This window comes from Mesorhizobium sp. LSJC269B00, assembly GCF_000502815.1.
Taxonomy (GTDB): Bacteria; Pseudomonadota; Alphaproteobacteria; order Rhizobiales; family Rhizobiaceae; genus Mesorhizobium.
In genome coordinates, this window is the sequence record NZ_AYVN01000003.1 from 278,231 (window position 1) to 299,593 (window position 21,363).

General features: G+C 63.9%; 25 protein-coding genes. 10 read left to right on the top strand and 15 right to left on the bottom strand.

Going from position 1 to position 21,363, the window contains the following annotated elements; translation table 11 throughout:
* Positions 1 to 113: 113 nt before the first annotated feature.
* Genes X771_RS155535 through X771_RS155525 form a run of 3 tightly spaced genes read left to right on the top strand, consistent with a single transcriptional unit; the run spans position 114 to position 2,097 of the window.
* Complete coding sequence (locus X771_RS155535) at positions 114 to 1,091, top strand: threonine/serine dehydratase (protein ID WP_023673293.1); 978 nt, start codon at positions 114 to 116, stop codon at positions 1,089 to 1,091.
* A gap of 8 nt (positions 1,092 to 1,099) precedes the next feature.
* Positions 1,100 to 1,480, top strand: coding sequence for a nuclear transport factor 2 family protein (locus tag X771_RS155530; RefSeq protein WP_023687503.1), 381 nt, complete (start codon positions 1,100 to 1,102; stop codon positions 1,478 to 1,480).
* 17 nt (positions 1,481 to 1,497) lie between these two features.
* Positions 1,498 to 2,097 carry a DNA-3-methyladenine glycosylase gene (locus tag X771_RS155525; RefSeq protein WP_023687504.1) on the top strand — a complete coding sequence of 200 codons (600 nt, stop codon included), beginning with the start codon at positions 1,498 to 1,500 and terminating at the stop codon, positions 2,095 to 2,097.
* Positions 2,098 to 2,101: 4 nt separating this feature from the next.
* Here X771_RS155525 and X771_RS155520 read toward each other — a convergent pair whose 3' ends face one another.
* From X771_RS155520 to X771_RS155505, 4 genes are read right to left on the bottom strand one after another with little or no spacing between them, the layout of a single operon-like run.
* Complete coding sequence (locus X771_RS155520) at positions 2,102 to 3,238, bottom strand: ABC transporter permease (protein WP_023687505.1); 1,137 nt, start codon at positions 3,236 to 3,238, stop codon at positions 2,102 to 2,104.
* Positions 3,235 to 4,155: an ABC transporter ATP-binding protein gene (locus X771_RS155515; protein ID WP_023673289.1), complete on the bottom strand. Its 921-nt coding sequence runs from the start codon at positions 4,153 to 4,155 to the stop codon at positions 3,235 to 3,237. Before X771_RS155515 ends, X771_RS155520 begins: the two co-directional genes overlap by 4 nt.
* Entirely contained in the window at positions 4,152 to 5,105 is a 954-nt protein-coding gene (locus X771_RS155510; RefSeq protein WP_023687506.1) for an HlyD family efflux transporter periplasmic adaptor subunit, read from the bottom strand. The genes X771_RS155515 and X771_RS155510 overlap by 4 nt, the downstream gene beginning before the upstream one ends.
* On the bottom strand, positions 5,102 to 5,806 hold the full coding sequence (locus X771_RS155505) for a CerR family C-terminal domain-containing protein (protein ID WP_023687507.1): 705 nt from the start codon (positions 5,804 to 5,806) through the stop codon (positions 5,102 to 5,104). The genes X771_RS155510 and X771_RS155505 overlap by 4 nt, the downstream gene beginning before the upstream one ends.
* A 91-nt stretch (positions 5,807 to 5,897) precedes the next feature.
* Between X771_RS155505 and X771_RS155500 the strand changes: the two genes are divergently transcribed.
* The 3 genes from X771_RS155500 to X771_RS155490 all read left to right on the top strand — a co-directional run bounded on the left by X771_RS155500 (position 5,898) and on the right by X771_RS155490 (position 8,289).
* The gene (locus X771_RS155500; RefSeq protein WP_023681278.1) at positions 5,898 to 6,395 is read left to right on the top strand and encodes a CYTH domain-containing protein; all 498 of its coding nucleotides are present in this window, start codon (positions 5,898 to 5,900) and stop codon (positions 6,393 to 6,395) included.
* 86 nt (positions 6,396 to 6,481) lie between these two features.
* A complete protein-coding gene (locus X771_RS155495) occupies positions 6,482 to 7,420 on the top strand; it encodes a CHAD domain-containing protein (RefSeq protein ID WP_023687508.1) in 939 nt (312 codons plus the stop codon).
* A gap of 41 nt (positions 7,421 to 7,461) precedes the next feature.
* On the top strand, positions 7,462 to 8,289 hold the full coding sequence (locus X771_RS155490) for a hypothetical protein (RefSeq protein ID WP_023687509.1): 828 nt from the start codon (positions 7,462 to 7,464) through the stop codon (positions 8,287 to 8,289).
* A gap of 50 nt (positions 8,290 to 8,339) precedes the next feature.
* Here the strand turns inward: X771_RS155490 and X771_RS155485 are convergent, their stop codons facing one another.
* Together X771_RS155485 and X771_RS155480 are read right to left on the bottom strand one after the other, a co-directional pair.
* The gene (locus X771_RS155485; protein WP_023687510.1) at positions 8,340 to 9,716 is read right to left on the bottom strand and encodes an adenylate/guanylate cyclase domain-containing protein; all 1,377 of its coding nucleotides are present in this window, start codon (positions 9,714 to 9,716) and stop codon (positions 8,340 to 8,342) included.
* A 174-nt stretch (positions 9,717 to 9,890) separates the two neighbouring features.
* Positions 9,891 to 10,691 (bottom strand): helix-turn-helix transcriptional regulator, encoded by an 801-nt coding sequence (locus X771_RS155480; protein ID WP_023687511.1) that lies wholly within the window; start codon positions 10,689 to 10,691, stop codon positions 9,891 to 9,893.
* A gap of 115 nt (positions 10,692 to 10,806) precedes the next feature.
* Here X771_RS155480 and X771_RS155475 point away from each other — a divergent pair, with 115 nt between their 5' ends.
* Entirely contained in the window at positions 10,807 to 11,664 is an 858-nt protein-coding gene (locus tag X771_RS155475) for an SMP-30/gluconolactonase/LRE family protein (RefSeq protein ID WP_023687512.1), read from the top strand.
* Between the two features lie 18 nt (positions 11,665 to 11,682).
* Here the strand turns inward: X771_RS155475 and X771_RS155470 are convergent, their stop codons facing one another.
* A complete protein-coding gene (locus tag X771_RS155470) occupies positions 11,683 to 13,398 on the bottom strand; it encodes a SulP family inorganic anion transporter (protein ID WP_023687513.1) in 1,716 nt (571 codons plus the stop codon).
* 79 nt (positions 13,399 to 13,477) lie between these two features.
* Entirely contained in the window at positions 13,478 to 13,747 is a 270-nt protein-coding gene (locus tag X771_RS155465; RefSeq protein WP_023687514.1) for a helix-turn-helix transcriptional regulator, read from the bottom strand.
* A 79-nt stretch (positions 13,748 to 13,826) separates the two neighbouring features.
* On the opposite strand from X771_RS155465, the gene X771_RS1000000168015 reads away from it, so the two are divergent.
* Complete coding sequence (locus X771_RS1000000168015) at positions 13,827 to 14,018, top strand: hypothetical protein (protein ID WP_023687515.1); 192 nt, start codon at positions 13,827 to 13,829, stop codon at positions 14,016 to 14,018.
* 16 nt (positions 14,019 to 14,034) lie between these two features.
* On the opposite strand, the gene X771_RS155460 is transcribed toward X771_RS1000000168015, so the two are convergent.
* Positions 14,035 to 14,745: a phosphatase PAP2 family protein gene (locus tag X771_RS155460; RefSeq protein ID WP_023687516.1), complete on the bottom strand. Its 711-nt coding sequence runs from the start codon at positions 14,743 to 14,745 to the stop codon at positions 14,035 to 14,037.
* Positions 14,746 to 14,749: 4 nt separating this feature from the next.
* Complete coding sequence (locus tag X771_RS155455) at positions 14,750 to 15,091, bottom strand: hypothetical protein (RefSeq protein WP_023687517.1); 342 nt, start codon at positions 15,089 to 15,091, stop codon at positions 14,750 to 14,752.
* Positions 15,092 to 15,321: 230 nt separating this feature from the next.
* Here X771_RS155455 and X771_RS155450 point away from each other — a divergent pair, with 230 nt between their 5' ends.
* Complete coding sequence (locus X771_RS155450) at positions 15,322 to 15,546, top strand: hypothetical protein (RefSeq protein WP_023687518.1); 225 nt, start codon at positions 15,322 to 15,324, stop codon at positions 15,544 to 15,546.
* A gap of 79 nt (positions 15,547 to 15,625) precedes the next feature.
* On the opposite strand, the gene X771_RS155445 is transcribed toward X771_RS155450, so the two are convergent.
* From X771_RS155445 to X771_RS155435, 3 genes are all read right to left on the bottom strand, one after another.
* A complete protein-coding gene (locus X771_RS155445; RefSeq protein WP_023687519.1) occupies positions 15,626 to 16,306 on the bottom strand; it encodes a GNAT family N-acetyltransferase in 681 nt (226 codons plus the stop codon).
* Complete coding sequence (locus X771_RS155440) at positions 16,303 to 16,788, bottom strand: MarR family transcriptional regulator (RefSeq protein WP_023687520.1); 486 nt, start codon at positions 16,786 to 16,788, stop codon at positions 16,303 to 16,305. Before X771_RS155440 ends, X771_RS155445 begins: the two co-directional genes overlap by 4 nt.
* A gap of 394 nt (positions 16,789 to 17,182) precedes the next feature.
* Positions 17,183 to 18,331, bottom strand: a complete 1,149-nt coding sequence (locus X771_RS155435) for an NAD(P)/FAD-dependent oxidoreductase (RefSeq protein ID WP_156933273.1) — start codon at positions 18,329 to 18,331, stop codon at positions 17,183 to 17,185.
* 187 nt (positions 18,332 to 18,518) lie between these two features.
* Here X771_RS155435 and X771_RS155430 point away from each other — a divergent pair, with 187 nt between their 5' ends.
* Positions 18,519 to 19,550 (top strand): phosphatidylglycerol lysyltransferase domain-containing protein, encoded by a 1,032-nt coding sequence (locus X771_RS155430; protein WP_023687523.1) that lies wholly within the window; start codon positions 18,519 to 18,521, stop codon positions 19,548 to 19,550.
* A gap of 33 nt (positions 19,551 to 19,583) precedes the next feature.
* Here the strand turns inward: X771_RS155430 and X771_RS155425 are convergent, their stop codons facing one another.
* Together X771_RS155425 and X771_RS155420 are read right to left on the bottom strand one after the other, a co-directional pair.
* Positions 19,584 to 20,345 (bottom strand): ABC transporter permease, encoded by a 762-nt coding sequence (locus tag X771_RS155425; RefSeq protein ID WP_023681263.1) that lies wholly within the window; start codon positions 20,343 to 20,345, stop codon positions 19,584 to 19,586.
* The gene (locus X771_RS155420; protein ID WP_023687524.1) at positions 20,342 to 21,268 is read right to left on the bottom strand and encodes an ABC transporter ATP-binding protein; all 927 of its coding nucleotides are present in this window, start codon (positions 21,266 to 21,268) and stop codon (positions 20,342 to 20,344) included. The genes X771_RS155425 and X771_RS155420 overlap by 4 nt, the downstream gene beginning before the upstream one ends.
* Positions 21,269 to 21,363: the final 95 nt, after the last annotated feature.

Here is a 21,363-nt window from a genome sequence, read left to right on the forward strand (position 1 = left end):
ACCTCGTCGCCGCTCATGCCCGTCAAACTTTGTAACGGTCACATTTTTTCATTGGTGCGTGGCCTGCCTTTGCGTGCACCATGCGCCGAACTCATCGCTTTCAGGACTTCGCCATGACCACGCTTCCCGGCATCGCCGACATCCATGCCGCCGCCGCGCGGCTCTCCGGCCTGATCGCCGAAACGACCTTGATCGAATCGCTGGAACTCAACAAGCGCTTCGGCGGCCGCATCCTGTTCAAGCCGGAGACGCTGCAGCGCACCGGCTCGTTCAAGTTCCGCGGCGCCTACAACAAGCTGTCTTCGCTGAGCGAAGAAGAGCGCAGCCGCGGCGTCGTCGCCTTCTCCTCCGGCAACCATGCTCAGGGCGTCGCCGCGGCGGCTGCCATGTTCGGCGTCAAGGCGGTCATTGCCATGCCGGCCGACGCGCCGGCGATGAAGATCGCCAATGTCCGCAAGATGGGCGCCGAAGTGGTGCCGTTCGACCGCTTTCGCGACGACCGCATGACGGTGGTGCGACCCTACATGGACAAGGGCATGGTGCTGGTGCCTCCTTTCGACGATCCGGCCATCATCGCCGGCCAGGGCACGATCGGTCTCGAACTGATGCGCCAGGCAAAAGCGCTCGGCGTCAGCCTCGACGCGGTCGTCATTCCCTGTGGAGGCGGCGGCCTGACGAGCGGCATTTCGATCGCCGTCAAGGATGCCTCGCCGGCCACGGCAGTCTGGGCCGTTGAGCCCGAGCATTTCGACGACACCCGCCGCTCGCTGATCGAGGGAAAAAGGGTTTCCAACGAGCCCGGCCACAGTTCGATCTGCGATGCCATCCTCACCGCAGAGCCCGGTGCCATCACCTTCGAGATCAACCGCAAGAACCTCGCCGGCGCCATCGCCGTCTCCGACAAGGCGGCCGCACAGGCGGTGCGCGACGCCATGGCCCATCTCAAGCTGGTGGTCGAACCCGGCGGCTGCGTGGCGCTGGCGGCGCTCTCGTCAGGCGAGATCGAACTGTCGGGCAAATGCGTCGCCGTCGTGCTGTCAGGCGGCAATGTCGATTTCACCACCTATGCCGAGATCATGGCTGCGGCCTGAGAACCGATATGGCAGACGCTGAGATAAGGGCGGCTCTCGATCGCCATTGGGCTGCCTCCGATGCCAATGATTTCGAGACGGAGCATCAGATTTATCGCGACGACGCGGTGCTTGACTATCCGCAGTCAGGCGAGCGCATCAGCGGACGGCACAACATCAAGCCGTCGCGCGCCGCCCAGCCCAACCGGAAGCGCTTTGCCGTGCGGCGGATCACCGGGTCAGGCGACCTCTGGATCACCGAGTATGTCCTGACCTATGACGGGATTCCGTCCTATACGGTGAGCATCATGGAGTTCGTCGATGGCAAGGTGGTTCGCGAGACCCAGTATTTCGGCGATCCGTTCGAGCCGGGGCAGTCGCGCGCGCAATGGGTCGAACGGATACCTTGAAACACGGCGGCGGTAGCATGTCCAGCCACCATCCGCTCGATCGTGCCGAACTGCCTGATGATACGGCCGATCTCGCCCGCTATCTCATCGGCAAGCTCGTGGTGCGGGAATTGCCGGAAGGCATCGTCGGCGGCCGTATCGTCGAGACCGAGGCCTATGTCACCGGCGACGCCGCCGGTCACGGCTATCGCGGGATGACGCCGCGCAACCGTTCGATGTTTCTTGACGCCGGGCACGCCTATGTCTATCTCGCCTATGGCGTCTCCTGGATGCTCAATGTTTCGAGCGAGGGGCCAGGGACCGGCACCGGTGTGCTGATCCGGGCGCTCGAACCGCTCGAAGGCATCGCCATCATGCGGCAGAACCGGGGCGTGGAGCGCCTGCGCGACGTGGCGCGCGGGCCGGGACGGCTCGCACAGGCATTGCGGATCGACCGTTCGCTGGACGGCCTCGATCTGTGCCGCCAAGGCCCGCTATGGCTGGCAGCCGACGGGCATCAGGCCGGCGACATCGGCCAAGGCATCCGCATCGGCATCACGAAGGATGCGGACCGCCCGCTGCGGTTCTATGTCAGGGGCAGTCCGTTCGTCAGCGGTCCGCGATCGCTCAATTCCTGAACGCTCAGTCGAGCGTGCGCCTGAACCGCACCAATGCGACGCCGGCAAACAAGGCCACGAACCCGACCAGCCAGGCAATCTCGCCCGCAACCGCCGGCTGTTCGGCGCCCTTCAGCATCACCGCGCGGGTGATGCGCAGAAAATGCGTCAGCGGGAAAATCTCGCCGAAGGTCTGCGCCCAGCCCGGCATGCCGCGATAGGGGAACATGAAGCCGGACAGCAGGATCGACGGCAGGAAGAAGAAGAAGGTCAGCTGCAGCGCCTGCATCTGCGTGCGGGCGATGGTCGAGATGGTGTAGCCAAGCAGCACCAGCGCCAGCACGAACACCAATACGGCGGTAAGCAGCAGCGACATCGAGCCGGTGAAAGGAATGGCGAACAGAAGCTTCGACGCCGCCAGCACCACCACCACCTGGACGCCACCGACCACCAGATAGGGCAGCACCTTGCCCAGCATGATCTCGAACGGGCTGGACGGCATGGCGAGCAGGTTTTCCATCGTGCCGCGCTCGGTCTCGCGGGTCAGCGCGATCGAGGTCATCATCACCAGGGTCATCTGCAGGATGACGCCGAGCAGGCCGGGCACGATGTTGTATTGCGAGATGCCTTCCGGATTGTAGCGCTGGTGCACCACCACATCGAGCTGGCCCCTGGCGGCCTCACTCGCCGCCTCCTGCATGCCTTGCGCCCGAAGCAGCGCCTGGCTGGCCACTTTGCTTAGCGTCGAGATGGCGCCGCTGGCGGCGGCCGGGTCGGTGGCGTCGGCCTCGATGAGTATCTGCGGATTGTCGCCGCGCTCCACCCGGCGGCCGAAATCGGCCGGGATGGTGACGACGAAGGCGACATCGCCGCGCGCCATCAGGAATTCGGCAGCCTCGGCACTTTGCGCAACATGGTCGAAGCGGTAGTAGCCGGTCGTCTGCAGGGCCGCGACAATGGCGCGGGTGTAGGGGTCATTGCTGGTCGCCACCAGTGCGGCAGGCAGGCTTTTGGGATCGTTGTTGATGGCGTAGCCGAACAGCACCAGCTGCAAAAGCGGCACGCCCAGCATCATGGCGAAGGTGATGCGGTCGCGCCGCATCTGGATGAATTCCTTGATCAGCAGCGCACCTAGCCTGGCGAAGGAGAAGACGCTGTTCATGCCATATTGTCCTTCGAGCCGGACATGAACTGGATGAAGACGTCCTCAAGGCTGGTCTCGCCGGGTTTTACGCTGACACCCTTGTGCTCCTTCTCGACATCGGCGAGCGCCTTTTCGAGCTTTGCCTTGTCGGAGCCGACGACATGCAGCGTCGCGCCGAACGGCGCCACCTGGTCGACGCCGGGCCGGTCCCTGAGTGCATCGGCGACCTGGTCGAGGCGCGGTCCCTGCAGCACGAAGGTGGTCAGACCGGCATTCGTCACCACCTCGTCCACCGTGCCGGTGGCCAGCATCTTGCCGTAGGAGATGTAGCTGATGCGGTGGCAGCGCTCGGCCTCGTCCATGTAATGGGTGGAGACCAGCACGGTCAGACCGCCGCTCGCCAGCCGGTGGATCTCGTCCCAGAATTCGCGCCGCGCCTTCGGATCGACGCCGGCGGTCGGCTCGTCGAGCAGCAGCAGCTTCGGCTTGTGCATGATGCAGGCGGCCAGTGCCAGCCGCTGCTTCCAGCCGCCCGACAGCGTGCCGGCGAGCTGGTTGCGGCGGCTCGTCAGGCCAAGCTCTTCCAGCGTTTTCGACACATGCTCCTCGACCGGCTTCAGCCGGTAGAGCCGCGCCACGAATTCGAGATTCTCGCCGATCGTCAAATCCTCGTAGAACGAGAATTTCTGCGTCATGTAGCCGACTTCGCGCTTGATGCGGAGCGACTCGGTGCGGATGTTGAAACCCAGCACCGTACCTTCGCCCTCGTCGGGCGTCAGCAGGCCGCACATGATGCGGATGGTCGTCGTCTTGCCGGACCCGTTGGGCCCGAGAAAGCCGACGATCTCGCCCTCGGCCACCGTCATCGTCACATGGTCGACGACAGTCTTGTCGCCGAAACGCTTGACCAGGCCATGAACGTCGATGGCGTTCATTTTGCGGAGGCCGCCAGCTCGACATCGACGATCTGTCCCGGCTGCAGCGCTTGCGCCTTGCCCTCAGGCCGCGCCTCGACGAGGTAGACCAGCTTCTGCCGGTTCTCGAGCGAGTAGATCACCGGCGGGGTGAATTCCGGGTCGGGCGAGACATAGCTGACGCGCGCCTTCACCTCCGGCCCGCAGCCGTCGCAATGGACGACAAGCAGCGTGCCGACCTTGATCGACGAGAACGCACTTTCCGGGACATAGACGCTGAGCTTTACCGCACCGTCCGGCAACATCGAAATGACAGGCGCGGTCGGACCGGCGGTGTCGCCGGGATTGCGGATGACGTCATTGATGCGGCCGGGCGAGGGTGCCGCCAGCACGCGCTTCGATAGCCGCCACTCAGCCTGCTTCAACGCCGACTGTGCCTGTTTGACCTGATTGTCTGCCGCCTTGATCGTTTCGGGACGCGCAGGCAGACCGCCGACGGCGAGGTTGGCCTGCGCCTGGCCGACCTGCGCATTGGCGGTCTCCAGCGTCGCGGCGGCGGTGTCGTAGTCGGCCTGCGTGCCGGCACCGCGCTTGAACAGGTCGGCGGCGCGGTCGTATTTGCGCTTGGCATCCGTGGCCTGGGCCTTGGCCATGTCGACCTCGGCCTTCAGCACCGCGATCTCCTCCGGCCGCTTGCCGATCTGCAGGTCGGCCAGCTGCGCCTGCGCCTGGGCGAGCGCGGCCTCTGCCTGGGCGACGGCGATTTTTGCGTCGGCGCTTTCGAGAGTCACCACCGGCGTGCCTGATACAACACGGTCGCCGCGCTTGACCGCGACGGTCTCGACCTGCGCCACTTCGATCGGCGCCAGCAAGACATAGTCGCCCTCGACATAGCCGACGGCAAGCGGCGCTGCCGGCGCGCAGGCGCCGAACAGCTGGGCTGCGAGCGGCAGGGAACAGAGAAAACTCATCGCTTGCCCTCCTTGCGGGCGACCGGATTTCGGGCCGCCAGTATGGCGCCAAGATTGCTTGTGACCGCCGCCACCACCTTGGCGGCTTCGGTGTTACCGATCTCGCGCCAGCCCATACGACGCATCACTGCTTCGCGGCCGATGCGGAAATAGATGACCTGGCCGATCAGCGTGAAGACCACGAGCTTGGTGGCCTCGCTTTCGGCCGGCTCGCCCGTCGCCTGTTCCCAGATCTGGCAGAGGCGGCGATGCGTCGGTTCGAACACCCCGTCATAGATGCGGTCGAGGGCGGCCGTCGGATGCGACAACTCTCTAAGTACGAATTGTACGATCTCGCCCGCCTCCGGCCTGGCGACGACAAATCCTACCATCCGCTCCAATGCGGTCGAGAGCTGCGCCCGCGCCGTCTCTGAACTGGCTTGACCTTGCAGCTGCATGCCGCCGAGCGCCTGGCCGGCAACCGCCTGGATGGTCTCAACGATGTGGTCGGCGGCGGCCCCGCGCAGCCCTTCCTTGCCGCCGAAATGATAGGCGATGGAGCCGATGTTGGCCTTCGCCTCCGCCGCGATCTCGCGCGTCGAGGTGCCGTCGAAGCCCTGCCGCCCAAACAGTTTGAGCGCGGCCAGCACCAGTGCGGCGCGCGTCTGCTCGGCGGGCGATGTCTCCTGGCGAGGCATTTTGTTGGGCGCGGATTTGATCATGTGGCCTGTTTAATCAAACGATTGATTAAAGTCAAATTGATTGTCTACGGCCGCTTGCCATGTCGCGCCGCAGACGCTTTAGTGCGCGGCCATGGGCAAGGAAGTCGAACGCAAGTTCCTGGTCTCCAGCGCCGAATGGCTAGAAATGGCCGAGGCGAATATACGCATTCGCCAGTTCTATCTTGCCGCAGCACCTGGCCGCACCGTGCGCGTGCGCATCAGCGACGGCAGTTCGGCGAAGCTGACGCTCAAATTCGGCAGCAAGATCCGCGAGCGCGACGAATACGAATATGAAATTCCTCTGACTGATGCCGAGGAGATGCTGGCCTTCGCCATCGGACATGTCATCGAGAAGACACGCCACCATGTTAGGCATCGCGGCTATCTCTACGAAGTCGATGTTTTCGGCGGGATCCTAGCCGGCCTTGTGGTGGCCGAACTGGAGACGCCGGAGGATGTACCTGACGAAATGCTGCCTGATTGGCTCGGCCGCGAAGTGACCGGCGAGCAGAGATTTTACAACGCGTCGCTCGCCCTAGAGCCGGATGATTTTAGGTCGGGTCGACCTAAAATCGGAATCCGGCTCTAAATCAAAAGAGATGGAGCATGATGTCGTCCGAAAACCGCTTCACACTTTTCGGCATCATGCTCTAGGGGGATTCCGGAGATCGCCGCATGAGCTTTCGCATCGATCCGCGCCTGCCGCTGACCGGCGAGGTCAGGCGTATCCTTGGCGAGGAGATCGGCAAGGCGCTTGCCCATCTGGCCGTCGCGCGCGACCAGCCGGAGCAGGCATTGCACAAATGCCGCAAGCGGCTGAAGAGCGCGCGCGCCTTGCTGCGGCTGGTCCGTTCCGGAAATGAAACATTCTGTCAGACTGAGAACCAATGCTACCGTCAGGTGGCGGCGCTGCTTGCCGGGCCGCGCGAGGCGACCGCGCTGGTCGAGACCGTCGACCGGCTGGCAGCCGCCTTTCCCGAGCAGGTTGCCGGCGGCGGCCTCGACAGCGTGCGCGACCGGCTGATTGCCCGCCAGCATGAAACGCATGCCGGCGCCGGCCTCGACGCCGCCATAGGCGCGGCCACCGCCGCCTGCGAGGAAGGCCTCATCAGGATAGAGCGGCTGCTGCTCCCCGATCTGCCTGAGCATGCAGCCGATGTGCTTGCGGAAGGCGCTCGCAAGACCTTGCGCCGTGCCAGGAAGGCGCTGGACCGGGCGGGATCGCGCGGCGAAGCAGAGGATTTCCACGATCTGCGCAAGGCTGCCAAGACCCACTCGATGCATTTGTCGCTGCTCGGCCGGCTGTGGCCGACGCCGATCAAGGTGCGGCGCAAGGCGGTCGACGAACTGGGCGAAAGGCTCGGCGAACTGCACGACGTCTTCGTCATGCGCGTGTTGCTCGAGGCCGACGGTGAGCCGCTCGGCGATGCGCAGGATACAAGGCTTCTTGGCAAGCTTTTGAAGCGCTCGGAAAAAAGCCTGAAGAAGAGCTGCCTCGCCGGAGCGGCCGAGCTGTTCGGCGACAGCCCCAAGCGCTCGACAAAGAAACTCGCGCGCAATGCGCGCGACGACCTCGCCGGCCCGGTATTGTCGAAAGAGGTCCCGGTCGGTTGATCATGGCCGAGGACGTCACCTCGTGCTAGTCACACTTTGCCATGACCGCGCCGCGCGACACGCTTCTCGACCGACTTGGCCGCTGGCTTGCCGGCCGGCTGCAGGACGAATCCTCGGGCTATGAGCCCTACACGCCGTCCGACGCCGAGACGTTGCGGCGCACGCTCGAACCCGGCGACATCCTGCTCATCGAAGGCAACCAGAAGATCTCCGCGGCCATTAAATACCTGACACAGTCGACCTGGTCGCATGCGGCCTTCTATATCGGCGATGCGTTGTCCGAACCGGAGGACGGATCGGAACGGCGTCGGCTGATCGAAGTCACGCTCGGCGAAGGCTGTGTCGCCGTGCCGCTGTCGCGCTACCGCACCTACAACACCCGTATCTGCCGGGCGAGCGGGCTGGCGCCGGAAGACCGCGACCATGTCGTCGCCTTCATGATCGGCAAGCTCGGCCTGAAATACGATCTCAAGAACATCTTCGACATGCTGCGCTTTTTCCTGCCGACGCCACCGGTGCCGGTGCGCTGGCGCCGCCGCATGCTGGCTTTCGGTTCCGGCGATCCGACGCGCGCCATTTGCTCGACGCTGATCGCCGAAGCCTATGGCGAGATCCGCTACCCGATCCTGCCCGAGATCACCCGCGCGCCCGGCCGCGCCTCGGCGCAGTCGAACTATTCGCGCCGCGAAATCCTGCACATCCGCCACCACTCGCTCTACACGCCGCGCGACTTCGACCTGTCGCCCTTCTTCCGCATCGTGAAACCGACGCTGGAATTTGGTTTCGACTACCGGGCGGTGACCTGGGAGGACAAGGCAGGCACCGACGCCGCAGCCGCGAAGGCTGGCGCAATCGCCTCAGACACGTGATGGCTTCGGCCTGAGTCATGAGGTGCAGGCGTCTCACATGGCGGCCTGCATCACGCCGAAACCGCAATAGCGCCCTGGTTTTCGGCTCTGTGTTCGACCCAGACATGGACCGGTTCGTCCCGGCCGCGGATGCTAACCGGTCCATGATCGCGCGCATTCAGCTGTGTCCCGAGCGATTCCGCCTTCGCGGCCTCGATCAGTCGTGACCCAAAGCAAATATTCGCCTGAAGCTCCCGGCAGAGCGCCTGCAAACGGCTGGCGACGTTGACGGTGTCGCCCACCACCGCGAAGGACAGGTTGCGCTCGCTGCCGACCGCGCCGAGGACGACGGCGCCATATTGTGCACCGATCCGAACGTCCAGCGGCGGATATCCCCTGGACACACGCTGGACATTCCAGTCTTCGATAGCGGCGATCATCGCTTCAGCGCACCGGATGGCCCGGGTTGCGTCGTCATGGCTGGCTTGCGGAACCCCGAAGGTCGCCATGATGCAATCGCCGATATAGTTGTCGACGGTGCCATGGTGGTCGAAAACGACCTGCTCCATGCGACGGTGGAACTGACGCAGTAGTTCGAACACTGCTTCGGCCGGATGATCCTCGGAATAGTGTGTGAAGCCGACGATGTCGGCGAACAGCACCGCGATATCCTGCCGGCGGACCGGACCGAAGGGCTCGTCATCCGAGGCGAGCTGGTCGACGACATTGGGCGAAAAATGCCGGGCGAGATTGGCGCGGGCGCGCTCCGCCTTGACATAGTCTTCCGACAGATGCCGGGAACGGGAGACGACCAGCGCCATGATCGCGCCGATAATCAGGACAACCAACACATTGGTCGCCTGCGCGAACGTATCGACGAAATTGGGGTTGAGATAGAGATTCAGTCGCTCTGTCATCGGCAGCGAATAGAGGTTCGTTGCCGGAATGACGGTTCCCGCATGAAAAACCACCCATCCCACCCCGATCGTCCACGTCAAGGCCGCGAGCGCGCCGAGATAGAGCGCCAATCGTGTCGAAAGGGTCAGCGCGCCAAGGCATACGAAAATCAGCAGGAATTTGAAGCTGCCCTCGCGCAGTTGCATCGCGGCCGGCGCGACCTCGAGGGAAAACGGGTTGGGCGTTACCAGCAGAACGGTCAACAGAATGATGTCCAGCGTACCGACGAGGTAACCGATCCACCATGGCGCGTTACGACGGCGCGCAAAGCGAAACTGGATCAGGCCGACGAGTTGGAACAGCGCGAGGCCCGCCAGCACGAAGAGCAGCGAGGCATCCCAGCGGCTGATCAATGAAAAGAAGCAGGAGATCACGGCGAGCGATGCCGTGCGCGCCCAGAACTGCAATGCAGCACCTTGGCGTTCTGCGCGCTCCCGCAAATTTTTCAGGCGCGAATAGCGGCGAAGTTCAAGTGTTGGCGCGGTCGGCATAGGATCACTTCGATTTTGCGGGGACGGTCACGCATTCGGCAAACCCGCCCCGTACAGTCTGGCAAATCAGCGCGCGAACTCTATCATGAATGTGGCTTCATTTTTGAAGCACCTCCGGACTGGAGCGCGACAAGCTCAGCCGCCAGATGCAATCCTGCTCGGATGATTGCCCACTCAAGCCGGCAAAGGACGGCGTCCCTTTGCAGCAGCGGTGGGCCGGTCTGACGCCCCGGCATCCCTGGGGTGCGGGCCGATCGGCATGATCGCCGGAAACGGGGTTGCGCCAAAAGCAAATGTCCATTTGTAGCCGGTCAGCCCGTCTTCCGGCGTCGTGTGCTGGTCGTGATGGGCGAGCAGTTTGGCGCGCTCGGCCAGTTCCTCTGCCTCGCGCTTCACCATCTCCGCCGTCTCCGGCCGCATCCGCCTGGAGAAAGAGACGAAGGTCGCTTCCCGCTCCAGATGGGTGATCGCCCAGCCGATGAAATTCTTGTTTGTCATCTCGAACAGCGGCCTGAGCGGCCCTTCGAAATTCCACTGGATCGGTGTGTCGACCAGCAGCCGTGCCGACAGCCCGCTGCCCAATGCGATCAGACCGAGCGCTTCGAGATCGCGCAGATAGAGGAACATCGAGGCTTCGCTCAAGCCTTGCGAGCGCATGACGCCTTCGGGCGTGAACTTCTCCGACAGCATGACGAAGATGAACAGCAGCGCCGGCCGTCCCGCGAGCTTGCGCTCGATCTCCGGCGCGATGCGATTGACCGGTCCCGGCCCCCTGTTCATCGATCCGAGCACGTTTTCCAGCTCGACGCCGGCGGCGGCGCAGATCCCGACGAGACGGTCGAGCTTGCAGTTGCGCTCGTGGAAGATGCGCTTCACCGTCGGCTCGGAAATGCCCATACGCCCGGCTAGCTCACGATAGGTGACGCCCTTGGCCTTCATCGTCCGCTTCAGCGCCTCGAAGATCAGGCCGTTCATGGAATGCACCTCTTTTGCGCCATTTCGTATCGAATTTCGATACTAGCTCGAATCGTCCTTCCGGAAAAGTATCGAAACTCCTAGCTCTCCGCTATCCATCACAGGAGACCTGGCCATGAAAACCCTCATCACCTCGATTTGCGTCGCCGCCTTCGCTATCGCGCTCGCACCTGCGGCCGAGGCCGCCGAACTCTGGCGCGCCTCGGGCTTCGAGCAACCGGAAGCGGCGCTGTTCGACGCCGCCAACAATCGCATCATCGTCTCCAACATCGTCGGCAATCCCGGCGAGGCCGACGGCAACGGCTATCTCTCGGTGCTGTCGCTGGACGGCAAGGTCGTCAGCCGGCACTGGACCGCCGGCATGGATGCACCGAAGGGCTCGGCGATCTCCGGCGGCAAGCTCTACGTCGCCGACATCACCAAGGTGCGAATCGTCGATCTCGCCAGCGGCAAGCTGGTCTCGACCATCGATGTGCCCGGCGCCGTCTTCCTCAATGACGTGACATCGGACAGTTCGGGCAAGGTTTATGTCACCGACATGCTGGCCGATGCGATCTACCGCATTGACGGCGACAAGCCGGAACTGTTCGTGAAGGATGCGAAGCTCGCCGCACCCAACGGCATCTTTGCCGATCGCGACCGGCTGATCGTGGCGTCCTGGGGCAAGGGCATCAAGCCGGACTTCAGCACTGCCGCGCCCGGGGGCCTGCTGTCGGTCGATCTCGCGACGAAAGCCGTGACGCCGCTGCCTGGCGCACAAAACTTTGCCGACCTCGACGGCGTCGTCGCCATCGGCGACAGCATCTACGCCACCGCCTTCATGACCGGCACGCTCTATCGGTACAAAGTCGGCGAGGCGCCGGAGGCTGTAGAGCAGTTCAAGCCGGGCAGCGCCGATATCGGCACAGACGGCACGCGGATTTTCGTGCCGCTGATGAACGAGGGCGAGATCGCGGTGCTGAGCCTGGACTGACGGCGCACACTTGCCGGCTCAGCCAGCGGGCGCGGCTTTGAGTTGCGCCCGCGAATCCTTGATCGAGGCGGCAAAGGTCACCAGCGGCCGCTTGACGCCGTGGTTGATCAGCATGCGCCGTGTCTGCGGCGAGGCACCGGCGATGATGAAACGCACCCCTGCGCGCTTCGCCTTGTGCGCCGCGCCCTCGATGACATTGGCCGCGGTGGAATCGAAGAACGGCACCGCCGAACAATCGAGGATGAAGTTCTTGCGCTGGTCGGCGATGCGGTCGAGCACCGTGCCGACAGTCGAGGCGGCGCCGAAGAAGAAGGCGCCGGAGATGCGATAGACGACGGTGTCGGCGTCGCTTGCCTCGCTTGCATCGTAGGCGCGGCCGCTGCTGTCGGCGACATCGTCCAGCGGCAAATCCGCCTCCACGGCGATCGACTTGGCCATACGATCGATGAACAGGATCGAGCCTAGCGCGAAACCGACGACGATGCCTTCGGTGAGGTCGCGGAAGACGACGATCAGGAAGGTTGCCATCAGCACCAGGGCGTCGCCGCGCGAAGCGCGCAGCAACGTGGCGAAGGCCTGCTTCTCGAACATGTTCCAGCAGACAACCGCCAGCACACCCGCAAGGGCGGCAAGCGGGATGTAGCTGGCCAGCGGTGCGGCCACCAGCATGAAGACCAGCAGAAAAAGCGAATGCAGCATGCCGGAAACCGGCCCATGCGCGCCGGCCCGCACATTGGTGGCGGTGCGGGCGATGGTGCCGGTGGTGCAGATGCCGCCGAACAGGGCAGACGCGATGTTGGCAAAGCCTTGCGCCACCAGTTCGCAATTGGAACGGTGACGCCGCCCGGTCATGCCATCGGCGACCACGGCCGAGAGCAGCGATTCGATGGCGCCGAGCAGCGCAAAAGCCACCGCATCCGGCAGCACCGCAAGCGCCTTGTCGAGGTTGAGTGCCGGCAGTGCCGGCAACGGCAGGCTGCGCGGAATGCCGCCATAGCGGGTGCCGATCGTTTCCGCCGGCAGCGAAAGCAGCGCCACGACAAGGGAGGCCAGTCCGACGGCGATCAGCATGCCCGGCCAGCCGGGCCGCCAGCGCTTCACCCCGACGATGGTGGCGATGGTCAGCGCCGCCACCAGCGTCGCCGAGATGTTGAGCGTGCCGGCCGCGTGGCCGATCGCCATCAGTTTCGGCAGCAGCGGCCCGGGCTCCGGCCCGGCAAGCCTCAGCCCGAACAGTTCGACGATCTGGCCGGAGAAGATGATGATCGAGATGCCGGCGGTGAAGCCGACCGTCACCGGGTAAGGGATGAATTTGATATAGGTTCCGAGCCGGAGATAGCCGATGGCGAGCAGGAAGATGCCGGCCATCATCGTCGCCAGCAGCAGTCCGTCGACGCCTTCGCGCTGCACCGTCGCCGCCACCAGCACGATGAAGGCGCCGGCCGGGCCGCCGATCTGGAAGCGGCTGCCGCCGAGCGCCGAGACGATGAAGCCGCCGACAATGGCCGTGAACAGGCCGCGCTCCGGCGTCACGCCCGAAGCAATCGCAATCGCCATCGACAGCGGCAACGCGACAATGGCGACGGTCAGCCCGGCCATGAAGTCGGCCTTGAACTGCGGCAGGCGGTAACCTTCGCGCCAGACCGTCACCAGCTTGGGCGTGAACAGCTCTGAAAATGTCGGCTTTGCCGACTTCTGGGCCGGTTGATGCACTGCCCGCCGGATCTGATCCATGGACTGCCTTCCGCTTGCGTGAAGGCGGCGGGATCGTCGGCAGGACTGTCGGCGGTCGCCGTCGCGACTATATGCCGGCTCAGCCTTGCGGGTTCGGCGGCGCGACCGGCTTGAGGCGCACGCCCCGGCCGCCGCGCTCGCTGGTCTGGTTCTCGCCGATGAGCTCCACCCCGGCCTCGTCGAGAGCCTGGACAACCTTCATCAGCGTATCGACCACACCCCTGACCACGCCGTCACTCGCTTCCATGCGCTGGATTGTCGGAAGCGAAACGCCGGCACGCTCGGCGAGTGTCTTCTGATCGATGCCGGCCAGCGCCCTCGCGGCGCGCATCTGCGCGGCAGTGATCATCGGTCGGAACCCCCGTCTGAGTCTGCGGAGACGACGTGTAATACAATCATAGTGATGTTTCAACCATCATAAAGCATACATGAAACATGATCTCTCCACAAAGCCGGATGGCGGGATACGGGATGAGCATGCTACGTTAACCGCCTTGGCTCTTATGGCGGGGAAATATCAGTTGAAGATTTTCAGGACCTTGACGACGTCGGCAGCCTTGCTGTCGGCGGTTTTTCTGCTGGCAGGCTGCGGACACGGGCTGATCAACCGGCTGATTTGAATGTCGCTCCGGATCGTCAGTCTTCAGGCTCGTTGCCATCGGCCACCGCCTTGTTCCGCTGCAGCATTCGCGCCGCCAGCCAGCACAGCGTCGCCCAGGTGAAGCCGGCGCACCATCCCGCCAGCACGTCGGAAGGCCAGTGGACGCCGAGATAGACGCGGCTGACGCCGACCAGCAGCGTTACCAGCACCGCCAGGCTGAGGACATAGATTTTCGTCGTTCGTCCCGGCAGGAAGCGCGCTGCCAGCGAGCCCAGCGTGAGATAGGTCACCGCCGACAGCATGGCGTGGCCGCTGGGAAACGACAGCGACGTCTCGTTGGCCAGGTGCGAGACAAGATCGGGGCGCGGCCGGTCGATGCCGGCCTTGAGCAAGGTCGACAGCAGCTGCCCGCCAGCCACCGCGACAAAGATCAGCAGCGCCGTCCTCGGCCTACGGATCAGCAGGAGGTAGACGATCACCGCCGTTACGATCAGCACCAGCACGCTGGAGCTGCCGAGGCTGGTGATGTCGCGCATCGCGCCTTCCAGCCATGCCGGGCCGACGGGAACATCCGGCTGACCCACTTTTCGGAAAGCGAGCAGGATCTCAGTATCGAAAGCGTGCGGCGTGGTGGCCCGCGCCACCTCCATCAGTTCCTCGAAGCCCCACAGCCCGGCGGCTATCACCAGCCCGGCCAGCAGCACCGGAAATTCAAGCCAGTTGGTGAACGCACGCGGGGTCTTCATCGGATTACAGTCGCCCCTGCAGGTAAGGCCCGAGCGAGATCAGCACCACCGCCGCGATGGCCAGCACGATGCCGGTCGCCTGCAAGGCATTGACGCGTTCGCCGAAGAACACCAGCGCCACCACATTGACCGCCACCAGCTGGATCACCGCCGACAGGCTGAACGACACCGACATGCCGAACTCACGAACCAGCCGCAGCATCATCAGATTGCCCGCCGTATAGAGCGCCAGTGTCAGCACGATCTTGCCAAGGCTTGGCCCCAGCCCCCATTGCTTGGCCGCGATGGCCGCCAGCAGGAAGATCACCGTCGAAATGACGAGCTGCGCCAGTCCCCAGAAACTCACTTTTGTGCCTCGCTGTCCTTTGTGGCAGCTCTTGTTTCGCAAGCGTGGCGGCACGTCAAGCAGACTGCGGCGGAACAGGCCACGGCCGAGGTGCTGAATGAATGGCAGCGCGATCGCGGTCTGACTGCCACGCTCGGTCGGATTCGTGCAAACCCAGGCAGCTGCGCTCAAGCATTAGAAAAGAATGGACTTTTAAACATGGCGTCCTACGTCTTCTGGAGGAGACTGGGATGCCAAAGTCCGTCTATGACCGTGGCCTGCTGAAACCCGACGACATCGCCAGGCTGCAACGCGTGTTCGACGAAGCCTGCCGCAGGCGCGACGTGCATCCCGATTCCGCGGATGCGCGGGAGATCGCGCTGAACCTGCTTGCGCTGCACAATGCCGGCATGGTCGAGGAAGATATGCTGATGGAAACCGTGGGTTTCCGCCGGTTGGAGCCGAAATCAGCCTGAGGCCTGCAAGGCGGCCTGGAGCAATTCCAGAAAAGTGTGAAGCGGTTTCCGTCCGGAATTGGGTAAAAAACAAAGGCCTCTAGCCGGCGCGCTGCACGACGGCCACATTCATCTCTGCCCTCAGCCTGAAGCCGATGGACTCGTACAACCGGACCGCGCCGGCATTGCTGGCATAGGCATGCAGGTAGGGAATTTCGCCGCGCGCAAAAATTCGGTTGGCCACGAACACCGACAGCAGCCGGCCGAGGCCGCTGCCGCGAAATTCGGGATGCGAGCAGACGCCGCTGAGTTCGCTGTAGCCGGGCTGCTTCATGCGCTCGCCGGCCATCGCCGCCAGCCGGCCGCCGATCTTCACGCCCCAGAACTCGCCGAGGCTCAGCGCCTTGAGCGTGAACGGGCCGGGCTTGGTCAGTGACGCCAAAGCAAGCATCTCGGCCGCGTCGTCCTGCGTCAGCTGCTGCACACGCTCGTCCGACACGGAAGGCAATGGCGCCTCGGCAACCATCTGAACGCCGAAGGCGGTCACGGTCGCGGTCAGTTCCGGCGGCAAGGCAATGGGGTCCGCCTGGAGCATGAACACGCTCTCACCTGCAGGAATGAGGCTTGCGAGCGCCTGCAGGCTCTCAGCGCCGTCTGCCCCGGAAGCCGCGAAGGGGACGATCGAGGAGGGATAGCGCCTGGCGAGCCTGTCGCCATACGCAAAGATCCGATGCCGCGTGTCGAGCGCGCTCCAGACCGGACGATCGAGGACATGGCTCATGGCGCGACATCCTGTTTCACACGGCGGTCGAGCGGGGCCGCCGCCAGGCCGTCCTCCATTGCCGAGAGTTGTTCGAGAAGCGGCCCTGCAAGGCCTTTGCACAAGTCGGCAACGGCGTTCTCGATGCGCGGCCAAACGTCTCGCTTCGCCTTATCGACCAGGCGCTGGCCGTTCGCGGTCAGCGAGATCATCCTGCGGCGCTGGTCGTCGTTCGATGGCGCGGCCTCGACCAGCCCCAACTCGGCCAGCAGCGCCACGCTGCGCGTCACCCCCGGCTGGGTGATCCCCAGTGACTGCGCCAGCTCGCCGACAGGCAGCGGCCCGAGCCGGTCGAGCGCGGCCAGCAGAGGATACTGGCTGGACTGCACCGGCACCTCCAGCCCATCGAGCATGCGCTGCGTATCGGCCTGCAACTGCTCGCCGATACGCTTCAGCCTGCTGCCGAGGGTGAGGTAGCCAAGGGATCGAATGATGTCTTCCATGGGTGATCCGCCTGCTGGATAACCATAACATGTTATATAACGATGCAATGAACGAATTCAAGCGGCTGCTTTGGAGGTTGGCCGCACGCATCTCGACTTCGTCATCCTTGGGCGAAGCAGGAGCGAAGCTCCGTCGCGGAGACCCAGGGATCATGCCTTGGCCATGGAAGCAGCGGAGCAGAACCTGCAACGCAGCGTAGCTCAGAAGTCACGGCATGGATCCTCGGGTCTGCGCCGCGTCGCTACGCTCCTTGCTTCGCCCGTGGATGACGACGGGATGGCGTTTCGCCCTATCGCCAGGATATTCGATCCCGTCTTGCAGATGCGTTGAACCACCAGTCCGCGCCACAGCAGCAGCCCGAAGTGCGGTGGTTCTCCGTCCAGAAGCGCTCGTCTACAACCCCTTGGCGATCTGACGGGCAATCGCTTCGGCCTGCAGGCCGGCGCTGTGAAAATAGCTGGTCAGGCTTGGCCGCATGCCGATGAACCACAGGCCGGGCTGGCCGCTCGGGGTGCCGCCATTGGCCTTCGGCACGCCCTTGGCGTCGAGCACGCCGAGATCGCCCAGCATGGCCTCCAGGCCGGTGCGATAGCCGGTTGCCGCGATCACCACATCCGGCTCGAGCACCGTGCCGTCGTTCAGCCGCACGCCGGCGCCTTCGAAAGCCGCCACCGGCGCCACCACCGAAATCCGTCCGGCCTTCAGCGCTGCGACGGCGCCGTCGTCAATGGCAATAGCGATCTGCTCGACGCCGAGCCGGCTGGCGCCGCCCTTCGGCGCCGGCGGCAGGCCGAAGCGGGTGAGGTCGCCGAACACCAGCCGCTGCGTCGCGGCAATCGCGGCATCGGCAATCCACGTCGGCAGCATCGCCATGAAACCGCCGAAGCGCGCCACGGCGACCTTGCCGATCCGTTTCGGCATCAGCGACGGACCCTGCCTGGCTGACAAGCAGATGGCCTTTGTGTCGGCACGGGCGAGGTGGTTGAGCACGTCGAAGCCGGAATTTCCGGCCCCGACCACCAGCACGCTTTTGCCCACATAGTCCTGCGCTGTGCCGAAATCGGCGGCGTGGACAAGTTTGCCGGTGAAAGTCGCCTTGCCTTGCCAGTCCGGCGTCCATGGCAAGCGGTCGCGGCCGGTGGCGACGATGACATTGCGGGCGCTCAGCGTTTCCCGGCCCGTATGGACGAGCCAGCCATTGCCTCTGCGTCCGATCCGCTCGGCGGCGGTGCCGAATTCGACCCTTACGCCCCGCGCGCGGGCAAAATCCTCGAGATAACCGACGATGGCATCCTTGTTCGGAAAGGCGGCGGTGCGTGGCGGATAGGCAAGGCCGGGCAGGGCCGACAGCGCGCGATGCGTGTTGAGGGTCAGCTTCTCGTGCCGCCCTCGCCACGGTTCGGCGATCCGCGGCTCCTTTTCAAGCACGACGACCCGCACGCCGCGCCGGCCAAGCGCGTCGGCGGCCGCCAGCCCCGCCGCTCCGGCGCCGATGACGATAACCGTATAGTCGAGTCCTTTCGGCCCCGGGACGATAGGCATCGTTTCGCTTGTCGTAGCCGCCATTCGGTCGAGATTTCCTTTCAGGTGCGCCATGGGGACCCGTCCAATATGGCACGTCCCATATGGCACAGGGGCGATATGATCGATAATGAGGTCGCGTCAATGCGACTGATTCGAGGCCTTGGGGGCAAGCCTCTGTTTATCATCGGCACGCGGAAGCTCGACCATGCCCTCCTTGCGCATCTTTCTCGACAGACTGCTGGAGGGCGCCGCAGCCAAGGTGCCGCGCCAGGATTTTTCGCATGTCGAGCGGCTGGCGCTTGTCCGCCAGCACGGCGACTTCTCGCTGGCCTATTCGACCGCCGTGCAGCAAAAACTGTCCTATTTCGGCGACGCCGACGGCTACATCGCCTTCGGCACCAAGATGAAGCACCATTTCGCGCTAGGTGACCCGGTGGCCCATCCGGCCGATCGGTCCGACTATATCAGGCGCTTTGTCGAAGCCGCCGACAGCCCGTGGTTCGTGCAGATCGGCGAACCGACGGCGCGCGTGCTGTCCGGGCTCGGCTACCAGGTCAACCGTCTCGGCGTCGACACGCGGCTGGAACTGCCGGCTCACGATTTTTCCGGCAAGCGCAACGAAACCGTGCGCTATTCCGAACGCTGGCTCTTGAAGAAGGGGTTTTCCTTTGGCGAAGGAGCGGTCTATCTCGACGAGGTCCAGCGCCTGTCGCAGAACTGGCGGGCAGACCGCATCGTCAAGCGCTGGGAGATGGCGTTCCTCAACAGGCCCTTTGCCGATCATCTCGGCATCGATATGCGCCGTTTCGTGCTCTACAGCCCGGAAGGCGAGCTCGTCGCCCTGCTCGATTTCGATCCGATGTTCAGTGGCGGCAAGGTGATCGGCTACACCACCTCGTTCAAGCGCAAGCACATCGATGCCTCGCCGCATGCCGAAATCGGGCTGACCAAATTCGCCGTCGACCGGTTTCGCAATGAGGGCATTTCTGTCGTCACGCTCGGCCTGTCGCCGATGCTCGACGTCGGAGCCAACGGCTTTGCCGAATCGAGCTTCTGGCGCAACGCCTTCGAGCGGGCCTATGAGTCGCCCTGGGTCAACCGCAGCAAGTTCAACCTCAAGGGCCAGGCGGCGTTCAAGCGCCGCTTCCACGGCGTCGAGGAACCCACCTACATCGCCTTCCGCCAAGGCAGGCTGATCGAGATGCTGGGGTTGCTGCGCCTCATCAAGGCGATCTAGCAAGAAAACGCGACGCGCTTTAGAGCGGCAGGGTCAGTTGCGCAGCCGGTAGCCGGTGCGGAAGATCCAGGCGACGATGGCGATGCAGATGGCGAGGAACACCATCGTCATGCCCAGGCTGACGGCGACCGAGACATCGGACTTGCCGTAAAAGCTCCAGCGGAAACCGCTGATCAGGTAGACGACCGGGTTGAACAGCGTCACCGTGCGCCAGGTCTCGGGCAGCATGTTGATCGAATAGAAGCTGCCGCCGAGGAAGGTCAGCGGCGTGATGATCAACAGCGGCACCAGCTGCAATTGCTCGAAGCTTTTCGCCCATATGCCGATGATGAAGCCGAACAGGCTGAAGGTCACCGCCGTCAAGACAAGGAAGGCCAGCATCCAGAACGGATGCTGGATGGTGAGCGGCACGAACAGCGAGGCCGTCGCCAGGATGATCAAGCCGAGGATGATCGACTTGGTCGCGGCGCCGCCGACATAGGCGATGACGATCTCCAGATACGACACCGGCGCCGACAAGAGCTCGTAGATGGAGCCGACGAATTTCGGGAAATAGATGGCAAAGGAAGCGTTGGAGATCGACTGCGTCAACAGCGACAGCATGATCAGGCCGGGCACGATGAAGGCGCCGTAGCTGATGCCGTCGATCTCGGTGATGCGCGAGCCGATGGCCGAGCCGAAGACGACGAAATAAAGCGATGTCGAGATCACCGGCGAGACGATGCTCTGCAGCACGGTGCGGAACGCACGCGCCATCTCGACCCGGTAGATCGCCCATACTGCTCGCCAATTCATGGCTCTTGCCTCAACAGATTGACGAAGATCTCCTCGAGCGAGCTGTTTTGCGTATCCATGTCGCGGAACTGGATGCCGGCCGTCTCGAGTTCGCGCAGCAGCGATGCGACGCCGGGGCGTTCGCTCTGATTGTCATAGGTGTAGGTCAGCTGTGTGCCATCGCCCGACAGCTCCAACGCGTAGTGCGAGAATGCATCGGGAATGGCGGGGAGCGGGTTGCGCAATTCCACGATCAGGCGCTTGCGGCCGAGCTTGCGCATCAGTTCGGCCTTGCCCTCGACCAGGATGATCTCGCCGCGGTTGATGACGCCGACACGGTCGGCCATCGCCTCGGCCTCTTCGATATAGTGCGTGGTGAGGATGATGGTGACGCCATCGTCGCGCAACCGTCGCACCATCGCCCACATGTCCTGGCGCAGTTCGACGTCGACGCCGGCCGTCGGTTCGTCGAGGAACAGGATGCGCGGCTCATGCGACAGCGCCTTTGCAATCATCAGCCGCCGCTTCATGCCGCCCGACAGCGTGATCGCCTTGGCGTCCTTCTTGTCCCACAACGAGAGGTCGCGCAGCACCTTTTCGACGAAGCCCGGATTGGGCGCCTTGCCAAACAGGCCGCGGCTGTAGGTGACGGTTGCCCAGACGCTCTCGAACGCATCGATGGTCAGCTCCTGCGGCACCAGCCCGATCAGGCTGCGCGCCGCGCGGTAGTCTCGGTTGATATCATGGCCGTCGACGGTCACCGTTCCCGACGAACGGTTGACGATGCCGCAGACGATCGAGATGAGCGTCGTCTTGCCGGCGCCGTTCGGCCCCAGCAGCGCGAAAATCTCGCCACGTTCGATGTCGAGGTTGATTTCCTTCAGCGCCTTGAAGCCGGTGGCGTAGGTCTTGGTGACCCCGGAAATCGAAATGATGGAAGGCAAATTAGTGGAAGACATGAGGCCGAAAACGACTGTTTGAAAGAGGCGGGGATTATTATTGCGCTGAATGTCGGTGCGCACGGCGGGAAGTCAATGCC